The organism is Actinoplanes sp. NPDC051346 (genome assembly GCF_040682215.1).
Taxonomy (GTDB): domain Bacteria; phylum Actinomycetota; class Actinomycetes; order Mycobacteriales; family Micromonosporaceae; genus Actinoplanes.
This window is the reverse complement of record NZ_JBFBAJ010000009.1, coordinates 79,204-99,659: the sequence shown is the minus strand read 5'-3', so window position 1 is coordinate 99,659 and position 20,456 is coordinate 79,204. Positions and strand designations below refer to the sequence as shown.

The window sequence follows — 20,456 nt, the reverse complement described above, 5'->3', positions numbered from 1 at the left end:
CGAGTCTTGCCGGTAGCGCAGGCACTACCTCCGGCGTCTACGGTGGTGCCGGTGAGAGCGCGGAACGTGTGGCAGGCCCTGGCCCGGCCCGGTTTTCTGTTGTCCGCTTGGCCGTTGCGCTCCCTCGGATATCTCGTCGCCGACGGGTTGACCGGGCTGCTGACGCTGATCGTCGCGCTGCTCCTGCTGTCGGTTGGCGGACTGCTGACCGTGGTCGTGATCGGCCTTCCGCTCCTGGGCGCGCTCGCCCTGCTCGGCCTGCCCGTGGCGGAGCTCGAGCGGTGGTCGCTGCGGATGATCGACGACCGCCCGGTGCCCGACGGCCATCGTGCCCCGCCCCGCCGCGGCCTGGTCTCCTGGCTGCGCACCCGGTTCGCGGAGCGGCTCACCTGGCGGGAGTGGGGCTACGCGGTCCTGCTCATGCTGGTGCTCTGGCCGATCGACCTGCTCGCTGTGGTCCTGGGAGTGTCCGTGCCGCTTGCGCTGCTCGCCACCCCCGTGCTGCTCGCCACGGTGGGCGACGGCGAGCAGGTCAATGTGCTGAAGGCGTACGCCGTCACCTCCTGGCCGGCCGCGCTCGCCGTCTGCGCCGCGGGGCTCGTCGCCCTGGGCGCCTGCGCGTACGGCCTGGGCCTGCTGGCCGGCGCGCGCGGTGCGCTGGCCCGGTTTCTCCTCACCCCGGCCGGCGGTGCGCTGGGTGAGCGGATCACCGAGCTGACCCGGTCCCGGGTCCGGCTGGTCGACGCGTTCGAGGCGGAGCGCGGCCGCATCGAGCGGGATCTGCACGACGGTGCCCAGCAACGGCTCGTCGCCCTCACGATGATGCTCGGCATAGCCCGACTGGACGCGCCGCCCGGCCCGCTCGCGGAGCAGTTGACGCGCGCCCACGACGAGGCCGAAGTGGCTCTCGTCGAGCTGCGGGAGCTGATCCGCGGCATCCATCCACCCGTGCTCACCGATTTCGGCGTGGCCGAGGCGGTGACGGATCTCGCGACCCGGTCGGCCATTCCCGTCGACGTCGCCCTCTGTCTCCCGCAACGGTTCTCGCGCCCGATCGAGTCGACCGTCTACTTCGTCGTCTCGGAGGCCCTGTCGAACATGGCCAAGCATTCCGGCGCCGACCGTGGTGAGATCCATGGCGAATATTCGCAGGGGCGTGTCGTCGTCAGCGTCTGCGACAACGGTCGCGGTGGTGCCGACGTCAATGGCGGTACCGGCCTGCTCGGCCTCGGAGACCGGGTCTCCGTCGTCGATGGCAGACTGTCGCTGACGAGTCCGCCGGGCGGACCGACCCGGATAGTTGTGGAGATCCCTTGCCAGCCGCTGCCCAGCTCCGGATAGTCCTCGCCGAGGACAGCGTCCTGCTGCGGGAGGGGCTCATCGGTCTGTTGGCGCGGTTCGGGCACCGCGTCGTGGCAGCGGTCTCCGATGTCGCAAGCCTGCGGGAGGCGGTCGAGTCCCACGATCCCGACGCGGTCGTGACGGATGTGCGCATGCCGCCGGGGTTCAAGGACGAGGGTCTACGGGCCGCGATCGAGTTGCGCCGGATCCGCCCCTTCCTGCCGATTCTCGTGCTCAGTCAGTATGTCGAGACGAGATATGCCACGGAATTGCTCAATGCCGGTGACGGCACCAGCGTCGGCTATCTCTTGAAGGACCGGATCGGGCATGTCGAGGAGTTTCTCGATGCCCTCGGCCGGGTCGTGGCAGGGGGTACCGTCGTCGACCCGGAGGTGGTGCGCCAGCTTCTGCGCCGCCGCGTCGATCCCCTCGAGTCGCTCACCAACCGCGAGCGTGAGGTGCTGGCCCTCGTCGCCGAGGGCCGCTCGAACGCCGCGATCGCCGCGAAACTGGTGGTCACCGAGGCGGCGGTGGCGAAGCACATCCGCAACATCTTCCTCAAGCTCGATCTTTCCCAGACCGAGCAGAGCCACCGGCGCGTGCTGGCGGTGCTGACCTTCCTCCGCTCCTGACGCCGCTCGCGCGGGGTGCCGTGAGCGAGGTCACAATGGGTGGGGTACGGAACCCGGCAACTAAGGGTAGCCTTGCCTGGTCGAACCGGAGGAAGTCAATGTCGAACAGTCCCGTCCGGGTGGCCCGGACCGGTGTCGTGACCCGCGTCGAGCGGCTCACCCCGCACATGGTGCGGATCGTCGTGGGCGGGCCCGGCCTGCACGGCCTCACCGCCGGCGACCGCACCGACCACTACGTCAAGGTGCAGTTCCCGCAGCCCGGCGTCACCTACCCCGAGCCGTTCGACCTCGGCGTGATCCGCGAGACCATGCCGCGCGAGAGTTGGCCGGTCGTGCGGACATACACGGTCCGGCGCTGGCTGCCGGAGGTCCCCGAGCTGTGGCTGGACTTCGTGGTGCACGGCGACGAGGGCATCGCCGGGCCGTGGGCGGCCAATGCCCGGGTCGGCGATCCGATCCGCTTCATGGGGCCGGGTGGCGGGTACGCCCCGGACCCCGCCGCCGGCTGGCACCTGCTCGCCGGTGACGAGAGCGCGCTGCCCGCGATCGCCGCCGCGTTGGAGGGCATGCCCGCCGGCGCGCGCGTGCACGCCTTCATCGAGGTGGCCGGTCCCGCCGAGGAGCAGAAGATCGAGACGGCCGCCGACGCCGACGTCACCTGGGTGCACCGTGGCGATCGGCCGGTCGGTGCGGCGCTGGTGGCGGCCGTGCGCGGTCTCGACTGGCCGGACGGGGACGTGCAGGCCTTCGTCCACGGCGAGGCCGCCTTCGTCAAGGATCTGCGGCGGCTGCTGCGCGTCGAGAAGCAACTTCCGATGGACCGGTTGTCGATCTCCGGGTACTGGCGGCGTGGGCTGAACGAGGACGGCTGGCAGTCGAGCAAGCGCGAGTGGAACCAGCAGGTCGAGGCGGAACAGGCCGCATAGGACCGTCCGTGCGTTCTTGCACGATGCGATGTAACTACATGTCAGGCCTTGCAAGTCCTTGCATGGGGGTTTCGGCGGGAGTTAGCGTGCGTCGTCCGCCATAGGAAGGCCTCGATGTGAAGACCTCGCGGGTGAGCACGTTGCTGCTCGCCGTTCTGTTGGTGCTCGGCATGCCGGTCTACGCCCCGGCGCAGGCCGCACCGGCCGCGCCGACGGCCGCCGACCGGGGGTTCGACCGGCCCGGCGGCACCACCGCCAACGAGCAGTTCTACTTTGTCCTGCCGGACCGGTTCGCCAACGGCGACACCGGCAACGACCGCGGCGGCCTGGCCGGCGACCGGCTCGCCACCGGGTACGACCCCACGGACAAGGGCTTCTACCACGGCGGTGACCTGCGGGGTGTCATCGATCGCCTCGACTACATCCAGGGGCTCGGCACGACGGCGATCTGGCTGGCGCCGGTCTTCAAGAACCGGCCCGTGCAGGGCAGCGGCGCCGACGTGTCGGCCGGGTACCACGGTTACTGGATCACGGACTTCACCCAGGTCGACCCGCACTTCGGGACGAACGCCGACCTCAAGCGGCTGGTCGATCTCGCGCACCGGCGCGGCATGAAGATCTACCTGGACATCATCGTCAACCACACCGCCGACGTCATCAGGTACGCGCAGAACACGTACGCCTACGTCGACAAGGCCGCGAAGCCGTACCGGGACGCGCGGGGGCGGATCTTCGAGGACCGCAACTACTCCGACGGCACCCGGGCGTTCCCGGCCGTGAACGAGGCGTCGTTCCCGTACACGCCGGTGGTGGCCGCCGCGGACAAGAAGGTCAAGGTTCCCGCCTGGCTCAACGATCCGAGGATGTACCACAACCGCGGCGACACCACCTTCGTCGGCGAGGACAGCGAGTACGGCGACTTCTTCGGCCTCGACGACCTGTGGACCGAGCGGCCCGAGGTGCTCCGCGGCATGACGAAGATCTACGCCGACTGGATCGCCGACACCGGCATCGACGGCTACCGGCTCGACACCGTCAAGCATTCCAACCTGGACTTCTGGCCGCGGTTCTCGGCGGGCATCGAGGCGGCCGCGAAGCGGGCGGGCAAGCCCGGGTTCTTCATGTTCGGCGAGGTCTACAGCGCCGACCAGGAGATCGAGTCGACCTACGTGCGGCGCGGCGGCCTGCCCGCCACCCTCGACTTCTCCTTCCAGGCCGCGGCCCGCACGTTCACCGCCGACGGCGGCTCCGCCGAGGCGCTGGCCGCCCTGTACGCCAAGGACGACCTCTACACCACCGACGACACGAGCGCGGACCGGCTGCCGACCTTCCTCGGCAACCACGACATGGGCAGGATCGGTTCCTTCATCGCGGCGGGCGGCACCGACCCGGCCACCCACCTGCGCCGCGACCAGCTGGCCCACGAGCTGATGTTCCTCACCCGTGGCCAGCCGGTGATCTACTCGGGTGACGAGCAGGGCTTTACCGGCCCGGGCGGCGACAAGGACGCCCGCCAGGACATGTTCCCCAGCCGCACGCCCGACTACCTCGACGACGACCTGCTCGGCACGGACCGCACGCACGCGCAGGCCAACTACGAGACGACGCACCCGGTCTACCAGACGATCGCCGCGCTGGGCGCGCTGCGCAAGGCTCACCCCGCGCTCCGCGACGGCCTTCAGGTGACCCGGCACGCCGCCGGCGGACCCGGCGTCTTCGCCGCGTCGCGCATCGACCGCGCCCAGCGCAGGGAATACGTGATCGCCGTCAACAACGCGACCGCCGCGCGGACGGTCACCATCGACACGTGGACCCCGGGCACGGCGTTCCAGGGCATCTACGGCGGTGCGGGCGCCGCGGCCACCGGCGCCGACGGCAAGCTGACCGTCACCGTTCCGGCCCTGTCGTCGGTCGCCTACCGGGCCGGCGGGACCGTCGCCGCGCCCACCGCCGCGCCGACGGTGCGGATCACGGCGCCCGAGTCCGGTGCGTACGTGCCCACGCGCACCGAGCTGACCGCCGCCGTCACCGGCGACCCGCTCGCCACGGTCCGGTTCGAGGCCCGGGTGGGCGACGGCCGCTGGCGGACCCTGGGCACCGCCGACACCGCGCCGTACCGCGTCTATCACGATCTGACCGGCCTCGCCGGCGCCACCGGTGTCACCTACCGGGCCACCGTGCGTGACAGCAAGGGACGGACGGCCATGACGACCAGTGGGATCAAGGTGGGCACGCCCGTCGTGACGACCGGACCCGGCTACGCGGTCGTGCACTATCAGCGGCCGGCGGGCGACTACGACGACTGGGGGCTGTACGCCTTCGGCGACATCGACGAGTCCGCCCAGACCCCCTGGCCGCAGGGGCAGCCGTTCGCCGGCGTGGACGCGTACGGTCGCTTCGCCTGGGTCAAACTCAAGCCCGGCGCCCGCAACGTCGGCTTCATCGTGGTGGACTCCAACGGCACGAAGGACGTGGCCGCCGACCGCTTCCTCGACCCGGCGGTCAATCCCGAGATCTGGCTGAAGCAGGGCGATCCGGCGATCGGCACCGAACGACCGCCGGTGGCGCAGGACGAAAACACCGCGATCATCCACTATCGCCGCGCCGACGGTGACTACACCGGCTGGGGCCTGCACGTGTGGGACGGCGCCGCGACCCCGACCGACTGGTCGGCACCGCTGCCGCCGGCCGGCACCGACTCGTTCGGAGTGACGTTCCGGGTGCCGCTCGCCGCCGGAGCCGCCGGGCTGAACTACATCATCCACAAGGGAGACATCAAGGACCTGCCCGAGGACCAGCGGCTCGACTTCGCCTCGGCCGGTCGGGAGGTGTGGCTCCTGGCCGGCGTCGCGGACCGGCTCGTTCCGGCGGTGCGCAAGGCCGGCGGCGGGGGAGGGGTGGACCTCACCAAGGCCGCCGCCGTCTGGCTGGACCGCGCGACCATCGCCTGGAAGACCGGCACCGGCAGCAGCCTGGAACCGGTAGGCGCCGGCACCGACGGACGCGTCTACGACCTGATCTGGGCACCCGGCGGTGGGCTGGACCCGGAGGAGCCCGGGCACAGCATCCGGCTGAGCTCCCAGCGCAACGGCCTCACCGAGGCGCAGCGGCAGAAGTTCCCGCACCTGTGGCAGTACGGCGCCTTCACGCTCCCGCGCGGCACCGACGTCCGCGAGATCCTCAAAGGACAGGTCGCGATCACCGAGCGCGACGCTCACGGCAAGCTGCTGTCGGCCACCGGCGTGCAGACCGCCGCTGTGCTCGACGACGTCTACGCCGCCGCGACGAGCGCCCGGCTCGGTCCGGTCGTCGACCGCGGCCGTCCCCGGCTCGCCGTCTGGGCGCCGACCGCCCAGTCGGTGCGGCTGGAACTCTTCGACACCCCGGCCTCCGCCGCCCGGATCGTGCCGATGTCGCGGGACCCGCGGACCGGCGTCTGGTCGGTGACCGGCGCACGGAACTGGAAGGGCAAGTACTACCGCTACCTGGTGACCGCCTGGCAGCCCGCCGCCGGCAAGGTCGTCACGGCGAGCGTCACCGACCCGTATTCGCTGGCGCTGTCGGCGAACTCCACGCACAGCCAGATCGCCGACCTGAACGACCCGTCCCTGGCCCCGGCGGGCTGGAACCGGCTGCGGAAGCCCAAGCCTGGCAAGACCCAGATCACCGAGCTGTCCGTACGGGACTTCTCCGACCAGGGTACGTACGCGGCCTTCACCGACGCCGATTCCGCCGGGATGACGCACCTCAACAAACTCGCCCGGGCCGGCACGACCCACGTGCATCTGCTGCCGGTCTTCGACTTCGCCACCATCCCCGAGAAACGCGCCGACCAGAAGCTGCCCGCCTGTGACCTCGCCGCGCTGCCGCCCGACTCCGCCGAGCAGCAGAAGTGCGTCGCGGCCGTGGCCGACAGCGACGGCTACAACTGGGGTTACGACCCGCTGCACTACACGACGCCGGAGGGCGGCTATGCCACCGATCCCGAAGGCGCGGCGCGGACGAGGGAATTCCGGCAGATGGTGGCCGCGCTCAACGGCACCGGGCTGCGCGTGGTCATGGACGTGGTCTACAACCACACGTCGGCCGCCGGCACCGATCCGCATTCGGTGTTGGACCAGATCGTGCCCGGCTACTACCAGCGGCTGCTCGCCGACGGCTCGGTCGCGAACTCCACCTGCTGCGCCAACACCGCGCCCGAACACGCGATGATGGGCAAACTCGTCGTCGACTCCGTTGTCACCTGGGCAAGGGCGTACAAGGTGGACGGGTTCCGGTTCGACCTGATGGGCCACCACCCGAAGGCGAACATCCTGGCCGTCCGGGCCGCTCTCGACCGGCTCACCCCCGCCCGCGACGGCGTGGACGGCAAGAACATCCTCCTGTACGGCGAAGGCTGGAACTTCGGCGAGGTGGCCGACGACGCGCGCTTCGTCCAGGCGACCCAGGCCAACATGGCCGGCACCGGCGTCGGCACCTTCAACGACCGGTTGCGCGACGCCGTCCGCGGCGGCGGCCCGTTCGACGACAACCCGCGCGTGCAGGGATTCGGCTCCGGCCTGTTCACCGCGCCCAACGGCGATCCGGTCAACGGGACGGCCGAGGAGCAGAAGGCCCGCCTGCTGCACTACCAGGACCTGATCAAGGTGGGGTTGAGCGGCAACCTCGCGTCGTACTCCTTCACCGCCTCCGACGGCACGGTGAAGACCGGCGCCCAGATCGACTACAACGGCTCCCCGGCCGGATACACCACCGATCCGGCCGAGGCGGTCACCTATGTGGACGCCCACGACAACGAGATCCTCTACGACGCGCTCGCCTACAAGCTGCCGCAGGGCACCTCGGCGACCGACCGGGCCCGCATGCAGTCCCTGGCGCTGGCCACCACCGCCCTCGGCCAGGGCCCGGGCTTCGTCACGGGCGGCAGCGAGCTGCTGCGGTCGAAGTCGCTGGACCGTAACTCGTACAACTCCGGGGACTGGTTCAAACGCATCGAATGGGACTGCGCCCGGGGCAACGGCTTCGGCCGCGGCCTGCCCCCGGCGGCGGACAACGAGGCGAAGTGGCCGTACGCGAAGCCGCTGTTGGCCGACCCGGCGCTCAAGCCGGACTGCGCGGCGATCGGTCTCGCCGACGCCACCTACCGCGAGCTGCTGAGCATCCGCCGCTCGTCGCCGGTGTTCGGGCTGCCCACCGCCGCCGAGGTGCGCAAGCGGCTGTCGTTCCCGCTCTCCGGCGGCGCCGAGACCCCCGGCGTCATCACGATGACGCTCGACGGGCGCGGCATCGACCCGTGCTGGACCTCGGTGACGGTGGTCTTCAACGCGACGCCGTCGGTGACCACCCAGACGGTCGCCGCGCTGCGCGGGGCCGAGGTTTCGCTGCACCCGGTGCAGCAAGCCGCGGCCGACCCGGCCCTGCGCACCGCGTCCTTCGCCCCGGAAACCGGCACGTTCACCGTCCCGGCGAGATCGGTCGCGGTGTTCGTGCGGAGCTGAGGGTCACCCGCCGCCTCAGGAGCCTCACAGGTCCGGTCGGCAGGATTGTCCTCGTTGACCACTGAAACGGGGGACCATTCATGACGACCGGTATTCTGCGGGCGACGGATGACGCGTCCGCTGAGGCGAATCGGCCGCCGCGGTGGGCGGTTGTCGCGGCGTACGCGGTGCCGGCGGGTGTGCTGCCGTCAGCGGTGTGGCGCTGCACCCTGCTCCTCGACGGCACGGTCGACCTGGACGCCGAAGGCTGGTACCTGCTGATCCTGTCGGTCGGCTCCCTCGGTCTGGCGCTGCTCACACTCGGCCTGGTGCACCCGTGGGGTGAACGCGTCCCTCGGTGGGTGCCGTTCCTGGGCGGCCGGGCCATTCCGGCACCGGCCGTCGCCGTGCCCGCGATGGCCGGTGCGCTGCTGCTCATCGGGCTGTGCCTCTACGCGCTCCTGAACCCTGTGTTCCACTGGGTTGAGCAGGCACCGGTACTGATCGGACCGACCAGGGCGGAGGCGTCGCGCCCGCAACCCGGATCCGAGGTGGCGGCGCTCTACCTCCCCATGCTCACCTGGGGACCGCTGCTCCTCGTCGTGGCCGGGAACTATGCCCGTCGCCGCCGACACGGCGCGAACTGAGCCGTCCCTCTGGCCGGCGGCGGCTCAGGCGGCGGCCTTGGCGAGCAGCTCGAAGGAGCGCTGCCGGGCCACCGCGTCGTAGATCGTGGTCGCCAGCATGATCTCGTCGGCGCCGGTCGAGTCGGCGAGCTCCGCCAGCCGCGCGGCCGCGGTCGTCGGTGACCCCTGGGCCTGCTGGGCGCGGTAGTCCCGGAGCCGTTCCTGCACGTCCTCCGGCAGGATCACCTCCGTCGCCTCGGCGGGCGACAGCAGGGGCTCGTCGGCCCGCCCGGCGAACAGCGCGGCCTTGACGAGGTCCAGCGGGCGGCCCAGGAGGGCCGCCTCGGCGTCGGTGTCCGCGCAGATCGTCTCGACAGCGATCATCACGTACGGCCGTTCGAGCCACCGCGACGGCCGGAACGACTCCCGATAGCGCTCCAACGCCTCGGCGGTGTTCTGCGGGCGGATGTGGTGCGCGAACGCGACAGGCAGACCCAGCTCGCCGGCGAGCGAGGCACCGGTCGTGCTGGACGACAACAGCCACGGCTGGACGGCGGCACGGTATCCCGGCAGCAGCGGCGGCCCGCCCTCCCCGGACAGGTATCCGAGCAGTTCGACGATCCCGGCGCGGTAGCTGTCGTCGGTGGTCGGCGCCGCGCCGCGTTGCAGCGCGGCGACGACCGAGGCGTCGAAGGTGCCGGGGCCACGGCCGATCCCCAGGTCGATCCGGCCCGGGTGCAGCGCGTCCAGCGTCGCGAACTGCTCGGCGACCGCCCGCGGCGCGTGGTTCGGCAGGAGCACCCCGCCGGAGCCGGTCCGGATCCGGGTGGTGGTCGCCGCCGCGTGCGCGATCAGCACCGCGGGCGCCACGCTGCTGATCAGCGGGGCGCCGTGGTGCTCGGCGAACCACGCGCGGCGCAGGCCGAGGTCGTCGGCCACCTTCACCGTCGCGGTGGTGGCGGCGAGCGTCTCCGACGCGGTGCGGCCCTTCTCCGCCGGTGCGACCTCCAGGATGGACAGCGGCGGCAGACTCATGCCCGGAACTCTAGCCGCTGCGGGCCGGGCGTCACCCCGCGAGGCTGAAACGCTCCGCGTGGATCTGCCGGCGGGGCACCTTCAGGACCCGGAGCGCCCGGATCACCGCCGCCGTCATCGCGGGCGGTCCGCACACATAGACGTCCCGATCGGTGACGTCCGGCACCGTGGCGGCCAGGTTGTCCGGTTCGAACGGGGCGAAGGGCGGGTCTCCGGCGCCCGTACGCCCGGTCAGCAGGTGGATCTGGGCTCCCCGAGCCCGCGCCAGCGACTCCAGCTCGGCGAGCAGCACCGCGTCGGCCCGGCTGTGCGCGCGGTAGAGCACCACGACGTCGCCGGACAGCTCTTCCAGCAGCGCCCGGATCGGCGTGACGCCGACCCCGCCGGCGACCAGCAGGGTCTTGTCCCGGGTGCGGTGCAGGGAGGTGAAGGCGCCGTACGGCCCCTCGGCGAACACCCGGGATCCGACCGGGACGTGCCGCAGTGCCGCGCTCGCCGTGCCGACGGCCTTCGCGGTCAGCCGCAGGGAACGCCCGTCCGGCGCCGCCGACAGCGAGAACGGGTTGGCCTGCCACCAGGAGGCGTACCCGGGGAACCGCCAGATGAAGAACTGCCCGGCCCGGGCGGGCAGGCGGTCGAGATCGCGGCCGCTGATGTGGACCGAGACGACGTTGTCCGACTCGGGCACCACCGCGGCGACCCGGAACTGGTGCCGGGCGTTGCGCCACAGCGGCATCGCGACCCGGCCGACGAGCAGGGCGCCGAGTGCGAAGACCCACAGCGCCCACCAGTAGGCGGTCGCGACCGGCGAGGCGGTGAACGTGGAGATCTCGAACAGCTGGTGGACCAGGACGAGCGCGATGGCCACGTACAGGAAGACGTGTACGGCGTGCCAGGTCTCGTACTGCAGGCGGCGGCGGGCGTACCGGATGGATGTCCCGGCGGCGACCACGATGACGACCAGCGCGATCATGCCGACCAACGGCCCGGGCATTCCGGCCAGGTTCTTCAATTCCCGCAGGACCGTGGAGTGGTAGGTGGCCGCGTAACCCGCCATCACGAACATCGGATGGGCCAGGACGACCCAGAACAGCGTGAACCCGGTCCACCGGTGCCACGTGGTGAGCCGGTCCATGCCCACCCGCCGGTCCAGCCACGGCAGCCGCGCGATGAGGGTCAACTGCAGGATCATGAGCAGGGCGGCGTGCAGTCCGAGGAACTGGCCGACGCCGACCAGCACATGTTTCGGCTCGGGCGCCATGGTGAAGAACAGCGTCCACACCACGGCGACGTTGAGGAGCACGACACCCCAGAACAGCTGAGCGGCTCGCATGCCGGCCTCCTGCGACTTGACGGTGCGGAACAGACTAGGCCGCCTCGGCGCGGACGGGCATCGGCCGCCCGGCGCCCTCGGGTGGATCGCCGCGCTGTCGCCCACCGCGAGTGAGGACTCTCACGAGGCGCTCGTCGAGCCACGTCACATACCTGGGGTCGGCACCGTTCACGACGCTCAGCACGAGGTAGATCGCCACACCGAGCGCGAGGCCCGCGACGGTGTCGGTGAGCCAGTGATACCCGGACAGGATCGTCGCGACCGCGGTGACCGTCGCGGCCGCACCCTGGATCAGCCATCGGGCCGCCAGGGTCACGGCGCTCGCCAGGAGGAGCATCGCCAGCCCGTACCACGCCACGGCGTTGGCCGCGTGTCCGGAAGGATAGGACTGACACTCAGGGCCACCGCAGAAAGATTTGCTGAAGAACCGCACGGCGTCGGTCTCGGGATCGGCCGGGGCGCCCCGTCGGAAATAGACCTTCGGCAGTCCGACGACAACCATCACGAGAATGAACGTCGCGAGGAAGAGAATCGCGGGCTTGCACGTTTTGCGCCGCCAGGTCAGAAAGGCGGCGAGTGCGAGCGTGGCAAGCGTGAGTGGTCCGCCCTGGCCGACGTACGTAGCGGTGCGGGCTGCCGTGGCGAGCCACGACGGCCCCGCGTGAGCGAGCCAGTCGCGGGTGGTTAGGTCCGCGGTGAGGCCGGATTCGGAAGGCGCGAGAGCGGTGATGACCGCGAATGTTCCGATCGCCGTGCCCGCGCCCGCCAGTTTCAGTTTCGGTCCCCGACGCACGTGTGGAAACGCTACACGTCGGGAGAGCGGGGAAATGTGACCACCCACACGATCGACGCACCGGTGGAATGGGCAAGGTGTGAGGGACCGAAGCCGAGCGATACCGTACCCGGGGAACGACAAACGACCACGGAGGCCCACATGGCACAACGCACTGCTCAACGGCACCGCGTCGTGATCGTCGGAGCCGGGTTCGGCGGTCTCTTCGCCGCCAAGGCGCTGCGCCGCGCCGACGTCGACATCACCCTGATCAACGGCACCGCCTACCACCTCTTCCAGCCCCTGCTCTACCAGGTGGCGACCGGGATCCTGTCCGAGGGCGAGATCGCCCCGCCGATCCGCGAGATCGTGAAGCGCCAGGAGAACGTGGACGTCAGGCTCGGCTGGGTCACCGACGTCGACGTCGAGGCGAAGAAGGTGTTCGTCGCGGCGCCCGGCATCGACTACACCGTCGAGTACGACACGCTCATCGTCGGCGCCGGCGCGTCCCAGTCGTACTTCGGCAACGACAAGTTCGCCGACCACGCGCCCGGCATGAAGAGCATCGACGACGCGCTCGAGCTGCGCGCCCGGATCTTCGGCGCCTTCGAGCTGGCCGACCTGCAGCCGGACGCGGCCGAACGGGAGCGCTGGATGACCTTCGTCGTCGTCGGCGCGGGCCCGACCGGCGTCGAGATGGCCGGGCAGATCGCCGAGCTGGCCCACCGCAACCTGCCCGGTCAGTACAAGCACATCGACCCGCGCAAGGCGCGGGTGATCCTGATCGACGCCGTGGACGCGGTGCTGAAGACCTTCGGCGACCGCCTCTCCACCCGGGCGCTGCGCCAGCTGCACCTGCTCGGCGTCGAGGTCGAGCTGGAGACGAAGGTCGTCGGCGTGGACGCCACCGGCATCGACGTCGACACCCCGCGCGGGCGCGAGCGCATCGAGTCGATGACGAAGATGTGGGCGGCCGGCGTCGCGGCGCCGCCGCTGGCCCGCAAGCTCGCCGAGGCCGCGGGGGTGTCGACCGACCGCGCCGGCCGGATCCAGGTGGAGCCGGACTGCAGCCTGCCCGGGCACCCGGAGATCTTCGCCGTCGGCGACATGATGGCCCTCGACAACCTTCCCGGCGTCGCCCAGGTGGCCATCCAGAGCGGCCGGCACGCCGCCGACCAGATCAAGCGCCGGCTCGCGGGACGGGAGACGGGCCAGAAGTTCCGGTACTTCGACAAGGGCAGCATGGCGACCATTTCGCGCTTCCACGCGGTCGCCAGCATCGGCAAGGTGAACGTCTCGGGCTTCATCGGCTGGCTGATGTGGCTCGCCGTCCACCTGCTCTACCTCGTCGGCTTCAAGAACCGGGTGACCGCCGTGCTGCACTGGTTCGTCAGCTTCCTCGGCCGGGGCCGGTCCGAGCGGGTGGCGACGTTCCAGCAGGCGTACGCCCGGGCCGCGGTCCGCGAGTACGGCGACCCGTTCGAGCGCCGCAGGGTGGCCGCCGGATCGGACGGGACACAGTAGGCGGGTGGGCGATATCGGCCGAAAGGAGGAGACGGCGCAAGATCTGATTCAGTCGCGCGCCGGATTCCGTTAAGCCGTTCGTTACGCCAGGCTTGCCCCTTGATCGACGGGGGAGGCACGGGTGTCACGACGAGGATGGCGCGAGATCGTCCTGTTGCTGGGGGCGTTCGCCATGTACAGCGCGGCGCGGATGCTTGCGGATCCCGATCTCGCCTCGGCGCGGGCCACGGCGGGGGCGCTGCTCGATGTGGAGCACCTGGTGCGCTTGGACCTCGAGGGTGTGCTCAACCGGGCCGTGACCGGCACGCCGTGGTTGGCCGCCGCGATGTCGTTCTGGTACGCCGCCCTGCACTACCTCGTGACCCCGCTGGTGCTCGTGTGGCTCTACCGCCGGCATCCCGACCGCTACCCGGTGGCCCGCAACGGCCTGATCATCGGGTCGGCGCTCGGCCTGGTGGGCTACGTGCTGCTGCCGACCGCGCCGCCCCGCCTCATGCCCACGGGCTTCGTCGACACCCTCGCGAGCACCGCCGACCTGGGCTGGTGGTCGAGCCACGCGTCGGCGCCCGCCGGGCTCGGCCACTTCACCAACGAACTCGCCGCGATGCCGTCGCTGCACGTCGGCTGGGCGTTCTGGGTCGCCTGGGCACTGCCCGGCCTGCTGCCGCGCGTGCTCGGTGGGCTCTACGCCGCGATCACGGCGGTGGTCGTGGTCGGCACCGCCAACCACTGGGTGTTGGACGCGATCGCCGGTGTAGCGGTGATCACAATCGGTATGCTGATCGCCGCGCGGCGGCGTCGCGGGGTGCGGACCGCTGAAAAGCGGGAGGTCGTGACCGCCGCCATTCCCCGCCAGGCCACCACCGGCCCCGACGACGAGGGCGGCATTGTACGTCCCGCGGAGCCTGTCGGCGTCAGGCTGTAACGTGCCGCACTTTCCTGACCGATCGGCCAGTCTCTGACCGATCGGTCAGGCATGATGGGATCATGGTTCGCGTCAGCACCCGCGACGAGATTCTCCGCGTCGCCGCCGAGCAGTTCGCCCACTTCGGGTACAAGGGCACCTCCCTGCAGGACATCGCCGCCGGGGTGGGGTGCTCGAAGGCGACGTTGCTCTACCACTTCGCCAGCAAGGACACGATCCTCGCCGAACTGGTCGAGGCCGCCGCGCGGGAGCTCGGCGAGCTGGTCGCGCGGCTGGAGCCGCTCGACGCCGCCGCCGCCCAGGAGGCGGCCATCGACGGCTTCGTCGACCTCGTCCTGCGCTACCGGCAGGAGGCCGCGCTCATCTACGGCGGCATGCCGCAGTTTCTGCAGGAACCGGCTTTCGCCGACCTGCTGCCGCACTTCGACGCACTCTGCGCCGCGTTCGCCGCCCGGTCCACCGACCCGGACGAGTGCGTCGCCGCCAAGGTGCTCCTCTCCGGGATCGTCACCGTCGTCATCGATGAGGACCTGGAACCCACCGATCTGCGGGCCACCCTCGTGGGTGTGGCCCGGCGTGCCCTGATCCACCCTCACGACAAGGACTGACATGGCAACCCTGTTGTACCGGCTCGGCCGGGTCTCCTTCCGGCGCCGCGGGCTGGTGGTCGTCATATGGCTCGTGCTGTTGACCGCCCTCGGCGGCGCGGCGATGGCCTTCAAGGGACAGACCTCCAGCGACTTCACCATGCCCGGCACCGAGTCCCAGCGCGCGATCGACGCCCTGCAGCACGAGTTTCCGGAGGCCAGCGGCGCCACCGGCACCATCGTGGTGGCCGCACCGCGGGGCCGCACGCTGACCGACCCGCAGCTCCAGCAGGCGGTGCAGGGTCTGGTCAAGGAGGCGTCCGTGCTTCCGGGCGTGCTCGGTGCCATCGACCCGTTCCAGGTCAAGGCCCTGTCCCAGGACGGTCGCCACGCCCTGATCCAGGTCCAGTTCGCCGAGCGGGCCGACGGGGTCACCGCAGAGCAGCGCGACGCGTACGAGCACAGCGGCGCCGCCGCCGAGAGCGCGGGCCTGCGGGTCGAGCACGGCGGCGAGGTCATGAACACCGAACCGGAGGTCGGTGGCACCGAGGGCATCGGCGTCGTCATCGCGCTGGCCGTTCTGGTGATCACGTTCGGCTCGCTGGTCGCCGCGGGGATGACCATGCTGAACGCGCTCATCGGTGTCGGCGCCGGCATGGCCGGACTGTTCGCGCTCAGCAGCACCGTCGAGCTCACCGGCACCGCGCCGGTCCTCGCGCTCATGCTGGGCCTGGCGGTCGGCATCGACTACTCGCTGTTCATCACCTCCCGGCACCGTCAGCACCTGACCGAGGGCATGGAGCCGGAGGAGGCTGTGGGCCGCGCGGTGGGCACCGCCGGCTCCGCCGTGGTCTTCGCCGGCATCACCGTGGTCATCGCCCTGGCCGGACTCGCCGTGGTGAACATCCCGTTCCTCACCGTCATGGGCCTGGCCGCCGCCGGCACGGTCGCCGTGGCGGTCCTGGTGGCCATCACGCTGCTGCCGGCGCTGCTCGGCTTCGCCGGCGCCCGGGTGCTGCCCCGGCGGCTGCGCGGCGACCGCGCGCCGCTGGCGGCCGAGAAGGAGGGCTTCGGCTTCCGCTGGGCCCGCCTGGTGACCAAGCTGCGCGTTCCCGTGATCCTGGTCGGCATCCTCGGCCTGGGCGCGCTGGCGCTGCCGGCCCTCGACATGCGGGTGGCACTGCCGGCCGCGAGCGCGAGCCCCGAGGGCACAGCCCCCCGCGAGGCCGCCGATCTGATCACCGAGGGCTTCGGTAAGGGCTTCAACGGCCGGCTGGCGCTCGTGGTCTCCAGCGACTCTGCGGAGAAGACCAAGGCCGCGGTCGGTGCGGTGAACCAGGCACTGCGGGGCACGCCGAACCTGCTCGCCGTCACCCCGCCGAACCTCAGCCGGGACCAGCGGACCGCGGTGCTGGCGGTCATCCCGACGACCGGGCCGACCGAGGAGGCCACCGAGACGCTGGTGCACGAGATCCGCGACCGCACCCACGGGCTCGGCGGGGCGGACGTCTCGCTGACCGGGCAGACCGCGGTCGGCATCGACGTGTCCGAGAAGCTCTCCGACGCCCTGCCGGTCTACCTGCTGCTCGTCGTCGGGCTCTCGGTGCTGCTGCTGATGCTGGTGTTCCGCTCGATCCTGGTGCCGCTCAAGGCCGCGCTCGGCTTCCTGCTCACCGTGGGGGCGACCTTCGGCATCACCGTGCTGGTGTTCCAGAAGGGCCACCTCGCCGACCTGGTCGGCCTCTCGGTGCCCGGCCCGCTGATCAGCTTCCTGCCGATCCTGCTCATCGGCATCCTCTTCGGGCTGGCGATGGACTACGAGGTCTTCCTGGTGTCGCGGATGCGCGAGGATTTCGTGCACGGCGAGACCCCGCAGGAGGCGACCATCAGCGGCATGGGCCACGGCGCCCGGGTGGTGACCGCCGCCGCGCTCATCATGATCTCGGTCTTCTCCGGCTTCGTGCTGCTCGACGACCCGGTCATCAAGTCGATGGGCTTCGCGCTGGCGGTCGGCGTCGCGATCGACGCGTTCGTCGTCCGGATGACGATCGTGCCAGCGGTCATCTCACTCCTCGGTCGCTCAGCGTGGTGGTTGCCGGGTTGGCTGAACCGCCTGCTGCCGAACGTCGACATCGAGGGAGAAAAGCTCCGGAAGGAGCTTGACCAGGCATCCGAGCGGGTGCCAGTCGCCGTCGGTTGACGGTTTGTCCTGAACGAGAGCGGGTTGCCGAAGCGGCGGCCCGCTCTCTTCATTGCCGGATTGTTACCTGAGCGTCGATCTCGCCGCTTGCGGAGCCGTCTCGCGTCGGAATAGGTTGCCGTCGGCAACAAAACATCGGAACGACCCCGACTCCCCTCCGGAGGCATCATGACGATCGCGAGGTGGTGCGTGCGATGACTACCGAACCCATCCTCCTGGAGATGCGGTCCATCACCAAGGAGTTCCCCGGCGTCAAGGCGCTCTCCGACGTCAGTCTGGTGGTCCGGGCCGGCGAGATCCACGCCATCTGTGGCGAGAACGGCGCCGGCAAGTCCACGCTCATGAAGGTGCTCAGCGGCGTCTACCCGTACGGGACTTACGCGGGTGACATCGTTTACCACGGTGCGCAGGCGCGGTTTTCGGACATCCGGCAGAGCGAGCGCGCCGGCATCGTCATCATCCACCAGGAGCTCGCGCTCATCCCGCACATGTCGATCACCGAGAACATCTTCCTCGGCAACGAGCCGCGCAAGCGCGGCGCGATCGACTGGAAGGCCGCCCAGCGGCAGGCGCTCGAGCTGATGGCCCGGGTCGGCCTCGACGAGGACCCGGACACCCTGATCAAGGACATCGGGGTCGGCAAGCAGCAGCTCGTGGAGATCGCCAAGGCGTTCGCCAAGGACGTCAAGCTGCTGATCCTCGACGAGCCCACGGCGGCGCTCAACGAGCACGACTCCCAGCACCTGCTGGACCTGCTGCGCGGGTTCCGCGAGCGCGGCATCACCTCGATCATGATCTCGCACAAGCTCAACGAGATCGAGGCGATCGCCGACGAGATCACCATCCTGCGCGACGGCAAGTCGGTCGAGACCCTGAACATCAAGCGGGACGGCGTCGACGAGGACCGGATCGTGCGCGGCATGGTCGGCCGCGAACTGGGCAGCCGCTTCCCGGACCACACGCCGAAGATCGGCGAGGTGTTCTTCGAGGTCCGTGACTGGACGGTCCGGCACCCGATCTCCGCCGAGCGGCTGGTCTGCAAGGGCGAGAGCTTCCATGTGCGCCGCGGCGAGATCGTCGGCTTCGCCGGTCTCATGGGCGCCGGACGCACCGAACTGGCGATGAGCGTCTTCGGCCGCTCCTACGGCGTCTATCTCGGCGGCCAGATCATCAAGGACGGCAAGCCGATCCAGCTCAAGTCGGTGGCGGACGCGATCCACCACGGACTGGCGTACGTGAGCGAGGACCGCAAGGCGATCGGCCTCAACCTGCTCGACGACATCAAGACGTCGACGGTCTCCGCCAAGCTCTCCAAGATCACGAAGCGGGGCGTGGTCGACGAGGTGGCCGAGTACCAGGCCGCGGAGGCCTACCGCAAGGACCTGCGCACCAAGGCGCCCACGGTCGACGAGGGCGTCTCGAAGCTGTCCGGCGGCAACCAGCAGAAGGTCGTCCTGGCGAAGTGGATGTTCACGGACCCCGACCTGCTGATCCTCGACGAGCCCACCCGGGGCATCGACGTGGGTGCGAAGTACGAGATCTACGGCATCATCCAGCGGCTCGCCAACCAGGGTAAGGGCGTCATCGTCATCTCCTCGGAGCTGCCCGAGCTGATCGGGCTCTGCGACCGCATCTACACCGTGTTCGAAGGCCAGATCACGGGTGACATCGCCCGCAAGGACGCGGATCCGGAGACCCTCATGAAGCAGATGACCTCGACGAAGAAGATGCAGAGCCGATGAGCCGATTCAAGGACCTTCAGAAGAACCTGTTCGGGGGCACGACCTCCAACGCGCGCCAGTTCGGAATGATCTTCACGTTGGTGGCGATCGTCCTGCTGTTCCAGTTCCTCACCGCGCGCGACGCCGGCGCCAGCTTCGGTGACGGCCTGACCCTGCGGTCGGACAACCTGATCGCGCTGTTCCAGCAGAATTCCTACATCCTCATCCTGGCCATCGGCATGCTGATGGTGATCGTGGCCGGCCACATCGACCTGTCGGTCGGTTCGGTCGCCGCCTTCGTGGGCATCGTCGTCGCCAAGGCGATGGTGGACTGGGACCTGCCCTGGCCGGTGGCGATCCTCTACGGACTGGGTATCGGCGCGGTCATCGGCGCGTGGCAGGGCTTCTGGGTGGCCTACATCGGCGTCCCGGCGTTCATCGTCACGCTGGCCGGCATGCTGCTGTTCCGCGGCGCCAACCAGTACGTCGGCAACGCCGACACGATTCCGGTACCCGAGGGCTTCCAGAGCATCGGCGGCGGCTTCCTGCCGGAGATCGGGCCGAACACCGGCTACAACAACCTCACCCTGCTGCTCGGCCTCGCCGCCTGCGTCGCCGTGGTCCTGCGGGAGTTGCAGGGTCGCCGTACCCGCAAGGAGATGAACGCCGAGCCGACGCCGATGTGGGTCTCGCTCATCCGCATGGCCATCATGGTCGGTGTCCTGATCTTCGTGACGCTGCGCTTCGCGGGCGGTCGGGTCGGCACCAGTTTCCCGATCTCCGGGCTCATCCTGGTGGTGCTGGTGATCGCGTACGGCTTCTACACCCGCAACACCGCGGGCGGCCGGCACATCTACGCTGTCGGCGGCAACTCCCGCGCCGCGGAGCTCTCCGGCGTGAAGCTCAAGCGCGTCAACTTCTTCGTCATGATGAACATGTCGGTCCTGGCCGCGCTGGCCGGCATGATCTTCGTGGCCCGGTCCGCCGCCTCCGGCCCGCAGGACGGCCTCAGCTGGGAGCTCGACGCCATCGCGGCCGTCTTCATCGGCGGCGCGGCGGTCTCCGGCGGCATCGGTACGATCTCCGGCTCCATCGTCGGCGGTCTCGTCATGGCCGTGCTCAACAACGGCCTGCAGTTGCTCGGCGTCGGCACCGACCGGGTCCAGATCATCAAGGGCCTGGTCCTGCTGCTCGCCGTCGCCCTGGACGTCATCAACAAGAGCCAGGGCCGGTTCTCGATCATCGGCAGCATCACTCGCCCGTTCCGCCGGGAGGCACCCGCCACACCGGCTTCATCGTCGGAAGCGGGCAGCCAGCCCGCCAAGACGACGGTGGCCGGCTGACGGCCCACCGACCT

General features: G+C 70.3%; 14 protein-coding genes. 11 read left to right on the top strand and 3 right to left on the bottom strand.

The window, feature by feature from the left end; all coding sequences use genetic code 11:
- The first annotated feature begins 51 nt into the window (after positions 1-51).
- The 5 genes from AB0M36_RS22735 to AB0M36_RS22715 all read left to right on the top strand — a co-directional run bounded on the left by AB0M36_RS22735 (position 52) and on the right by AB0M36_RS22715 (position 9,023).
- Positions 52-1,341 (top strand): sensor domain-containing protein, encoded by a 1,290-nt coding sequence (locus AB0M36_RS22735; RefSeq protein ID WP_364160576.1) that lies wholly within the window; start codon positions 52-54, stop codon positions 1,339-1,341.
- Complete coding sequence (locus AB0M36_RS22730; protein ID WP_364160574.1) at positions 1,314-1,973, top strand: response regulator transcription factor; 660 nt, start codon at positions 1,314-1,316, stop codon at positions 1,971-1,973. The genes AB0M36_RS22735 and AB0M36_RS22730 overlap by 28 nt, the downstream gene beginning before the upstream one ends.
- A 98-nt stretch (positions 1,974-2,071) precedes the next feature.
- The gene (locus AB0M36_RS22725; RefSeq protein WP_364160572.1) at positions 2,072-2,899 is read left to right on the top strand and encodes a siderophore-interacting protein; all 828 of its coding nucleotides are present in this window, start codon (positions 2,072-2,074) and stop codon (positions 2,897-2,899) included.
- Positions 2,900-3,069: 170 nt separating this feature from the next.
- Positions 3,070-8,397 carry a pullulanase-type alpha-1,6-glucosidase gene (gene pulA / locus AB0M36_RS22720; protein WP_364161054.1) on the top strand — a complete coding sequence of 1,776 codons (5,328 nt, stop codon included), beginning with the start codon at positions 3,070-3,072 and terminating at the stop codon, positions 8,395-8,397.
- An 80-nt stretch (positions 8,398-8,477) separates the two neighbouring features.
- Positions 8,478-9,023, top strand: a complete 546-nt coding sequence (locus AB0M36_RS22715; protein WP_364160570.1) for a hypothetical protein — start codon at positions 8,478-8,480, stop codon at positions 9,021-9,023.
- 24 nt (positions 9,024-9,047) lie between these two features.
- On the opposite strand, the gene AB0M36_RS22710 is transcribed toward AB0M36_RS22715, so the two are convergent.
- Genes AB0M36_RS22710 through AB0M36_RS22700 form a run of 3 tightly spaced genes read right to left on the bottom strand, consistent with a single transcriptional unit; the run spans position 9,048 to position 12,163 of the window.
- Positions 9,048-10,037, bottom strand: a complete 990-nt coding sequence (locus tag AB0M36_RS22710) for an LLM class flavin-dependent oxidoreductase (protein ID WP_364160569.1) — start codon at positions 10,035-10,037, stop codon at positions 9,048-9,050.
- Between the two features lie 31 nt (positions 10,038-10,068).
- Positions 10,069-11,370: a ferric reductase-like transmembrane domain-containing protein gene (locus AB0M36_RS22705; protein WP_364160567.1), complete on the bottom strand. Its 1,302-nt coding sequence runs from the start codon at positions 11,368-11,370 to the stop codon at positions 10,069-10,071.
- Between the two features lie 34 nt (positions 11,371-11,404).
- Entirely contained in the window at positions 11,405-12,163 is a 759-nt protein-coding gene (locus AB0M36_RS22700; protein WP_364160565.1) for a phosphatase PAP2 family protein, read from the bottom strand.
- Between the two features lie 141 nt (positions 12,164-12,304).
- Between AB0M36_RS22700 and AB0M36_RS22695 the strand changes: the two genes are divergently transcribed.
- From AB0M36_RS22695 to mmsB, 6 genes are all read left to right on the top strand, one after another.
- The gene (locus AB0M36_RS22695; protein WP_364160563.1) at positions 12,305-13,666 is read left to right on the top strand and encodes an NAD(P)/FAD-dependent oxidoreductase; all 1,362 of its coding nucleotides are present in this window, start codon (positions 12,305-12,307) and stop codon (positions 13,664-13,666) included.
- A gap of 121 nt (positions 13,667-13,787) precedes the next feature.
- Entirely contained in the window at positions 13,788-14,591 is an 804-nt protein-coding gene (locus AB0M36_RS22690; protein WP_364160561.1) for a phosphatase PAP2 family protein, read from the top strand.
- A 62-nt stretch (positions 14,592-14,653) separates the two neighbouring features.
- A complete protein-coding gene (locus tag AB0M36_RS22685) occupies positions 14,654-15,199 on the top strand; it encodes a TetR/AcrR family transcriptional regulator (RefSeq protein ID WP_364160559.1) in 546 nt (181 codons plus the stop codon).
- A gap of 1 nt (position 15,200) precedes the next feature.
- A complete protein-coding gene (locus AB0M36_RS22680) occupies positions 15,201-17,378 on the top strand; it encodes an MMPL family transporter (RefSeq protein WP_364160557.1) in 2,178 nt (725 codons plus the stop codon).
- 194 nt (positions 17,379-17,572) lie between these two features.
- Entirely contained in the window at positions 17,573-19,120 is a 1,548-nt protein-coding gene (mmsA, locus tag AB0M36_RS22675) for a multiple monosaccharide ABC transporter ATP-binding protein (protein ID WP_364160555.1), read from the top strand.
- A complete protein-coding gene (mmsB, locus tag AB0M36_RS22670) occupies positions 19,117-20,442 on the top strand; it encodes a multiple monosaccharide ABC transporter permease (RefSeq protein WP_364160553.1) in 1,326 nt (441 codons plus the stop codon). Before mmsA ends, mmsB begins: the two co-directional genes overlap by 4 nt.
- Positions 20,443-20,456 lie beyond the last annotated feature (14 nt).

Coding starts and splice junctions, on each gene's coding strand:
- AB0M36_RS22715 (WP_364160570.1), top strand. CDS start 8,478: ATGACGACCGGTATTCTGCGGGCGACGGATGACGCGTCCGCTGAGGCG.
- pulA (WP_364161054.1), top strand. CDS start 3,070: ATGCCGGTCTACGCCCCGGCGCAGGCCGCACCGGCCGCGCCGACGGCC.
- AB0M36_RS22695 (WP_364160563.1), top strand. CDS start 12,305: ATGGCACAACGCACTGCTCAACGGCACCGCGTCGTGATCGTCGGAGCC.
- mmsB (WP_364160553.1), top strand. CDS start 19,117: ATGAGCCGATTCAAGGACCTTCAGAAGAACCTGTTCGGGGGCACGACC.
- AB0M36_RS22725 (WP_364160572.1), top strand. CDS start 2,072: ATGTCGAACAGTCCCGTCCGGGTGGCCCGGACCGGTGTCGTGACCCGC.
- AB0M36_RS22705 (WP_364160567.1), bottom strand. CDS start 11,370: ATGCGAGCCGCTCAGCTGTTCTGGGGTGTCGTGCTCCTCAACGTCGCC.
- AB0M36_RS22710 (WP_364160569.1), bottom strand. CDS start 10,037: ATGAGTCTGCCGCCGCTGTCCATCCTGGAGGTCGCACCGGCGGAGAAG.
- AB0M36_RS22680 (WP_364160557.1), top strand. CDS start 15,201: ATGGCAACCCTGTTGTACCGGCTCGGCCGGGTCTCCTTCCGGCGCCGC.
- AB0M36_RS22685 (WP_364160559.1), top strand. CDS start 14,654: ATGGTTCGCGTCAGCACCCGCGACGAGATTCTCCGCGTCGCCGCCGAG.
- mmsA (WP_364160555.1), top strand. CDS start 17,573: ATGACTACCGAACCCATCCTCCTGGAGATGCGGTCCATCACCAAGGAG.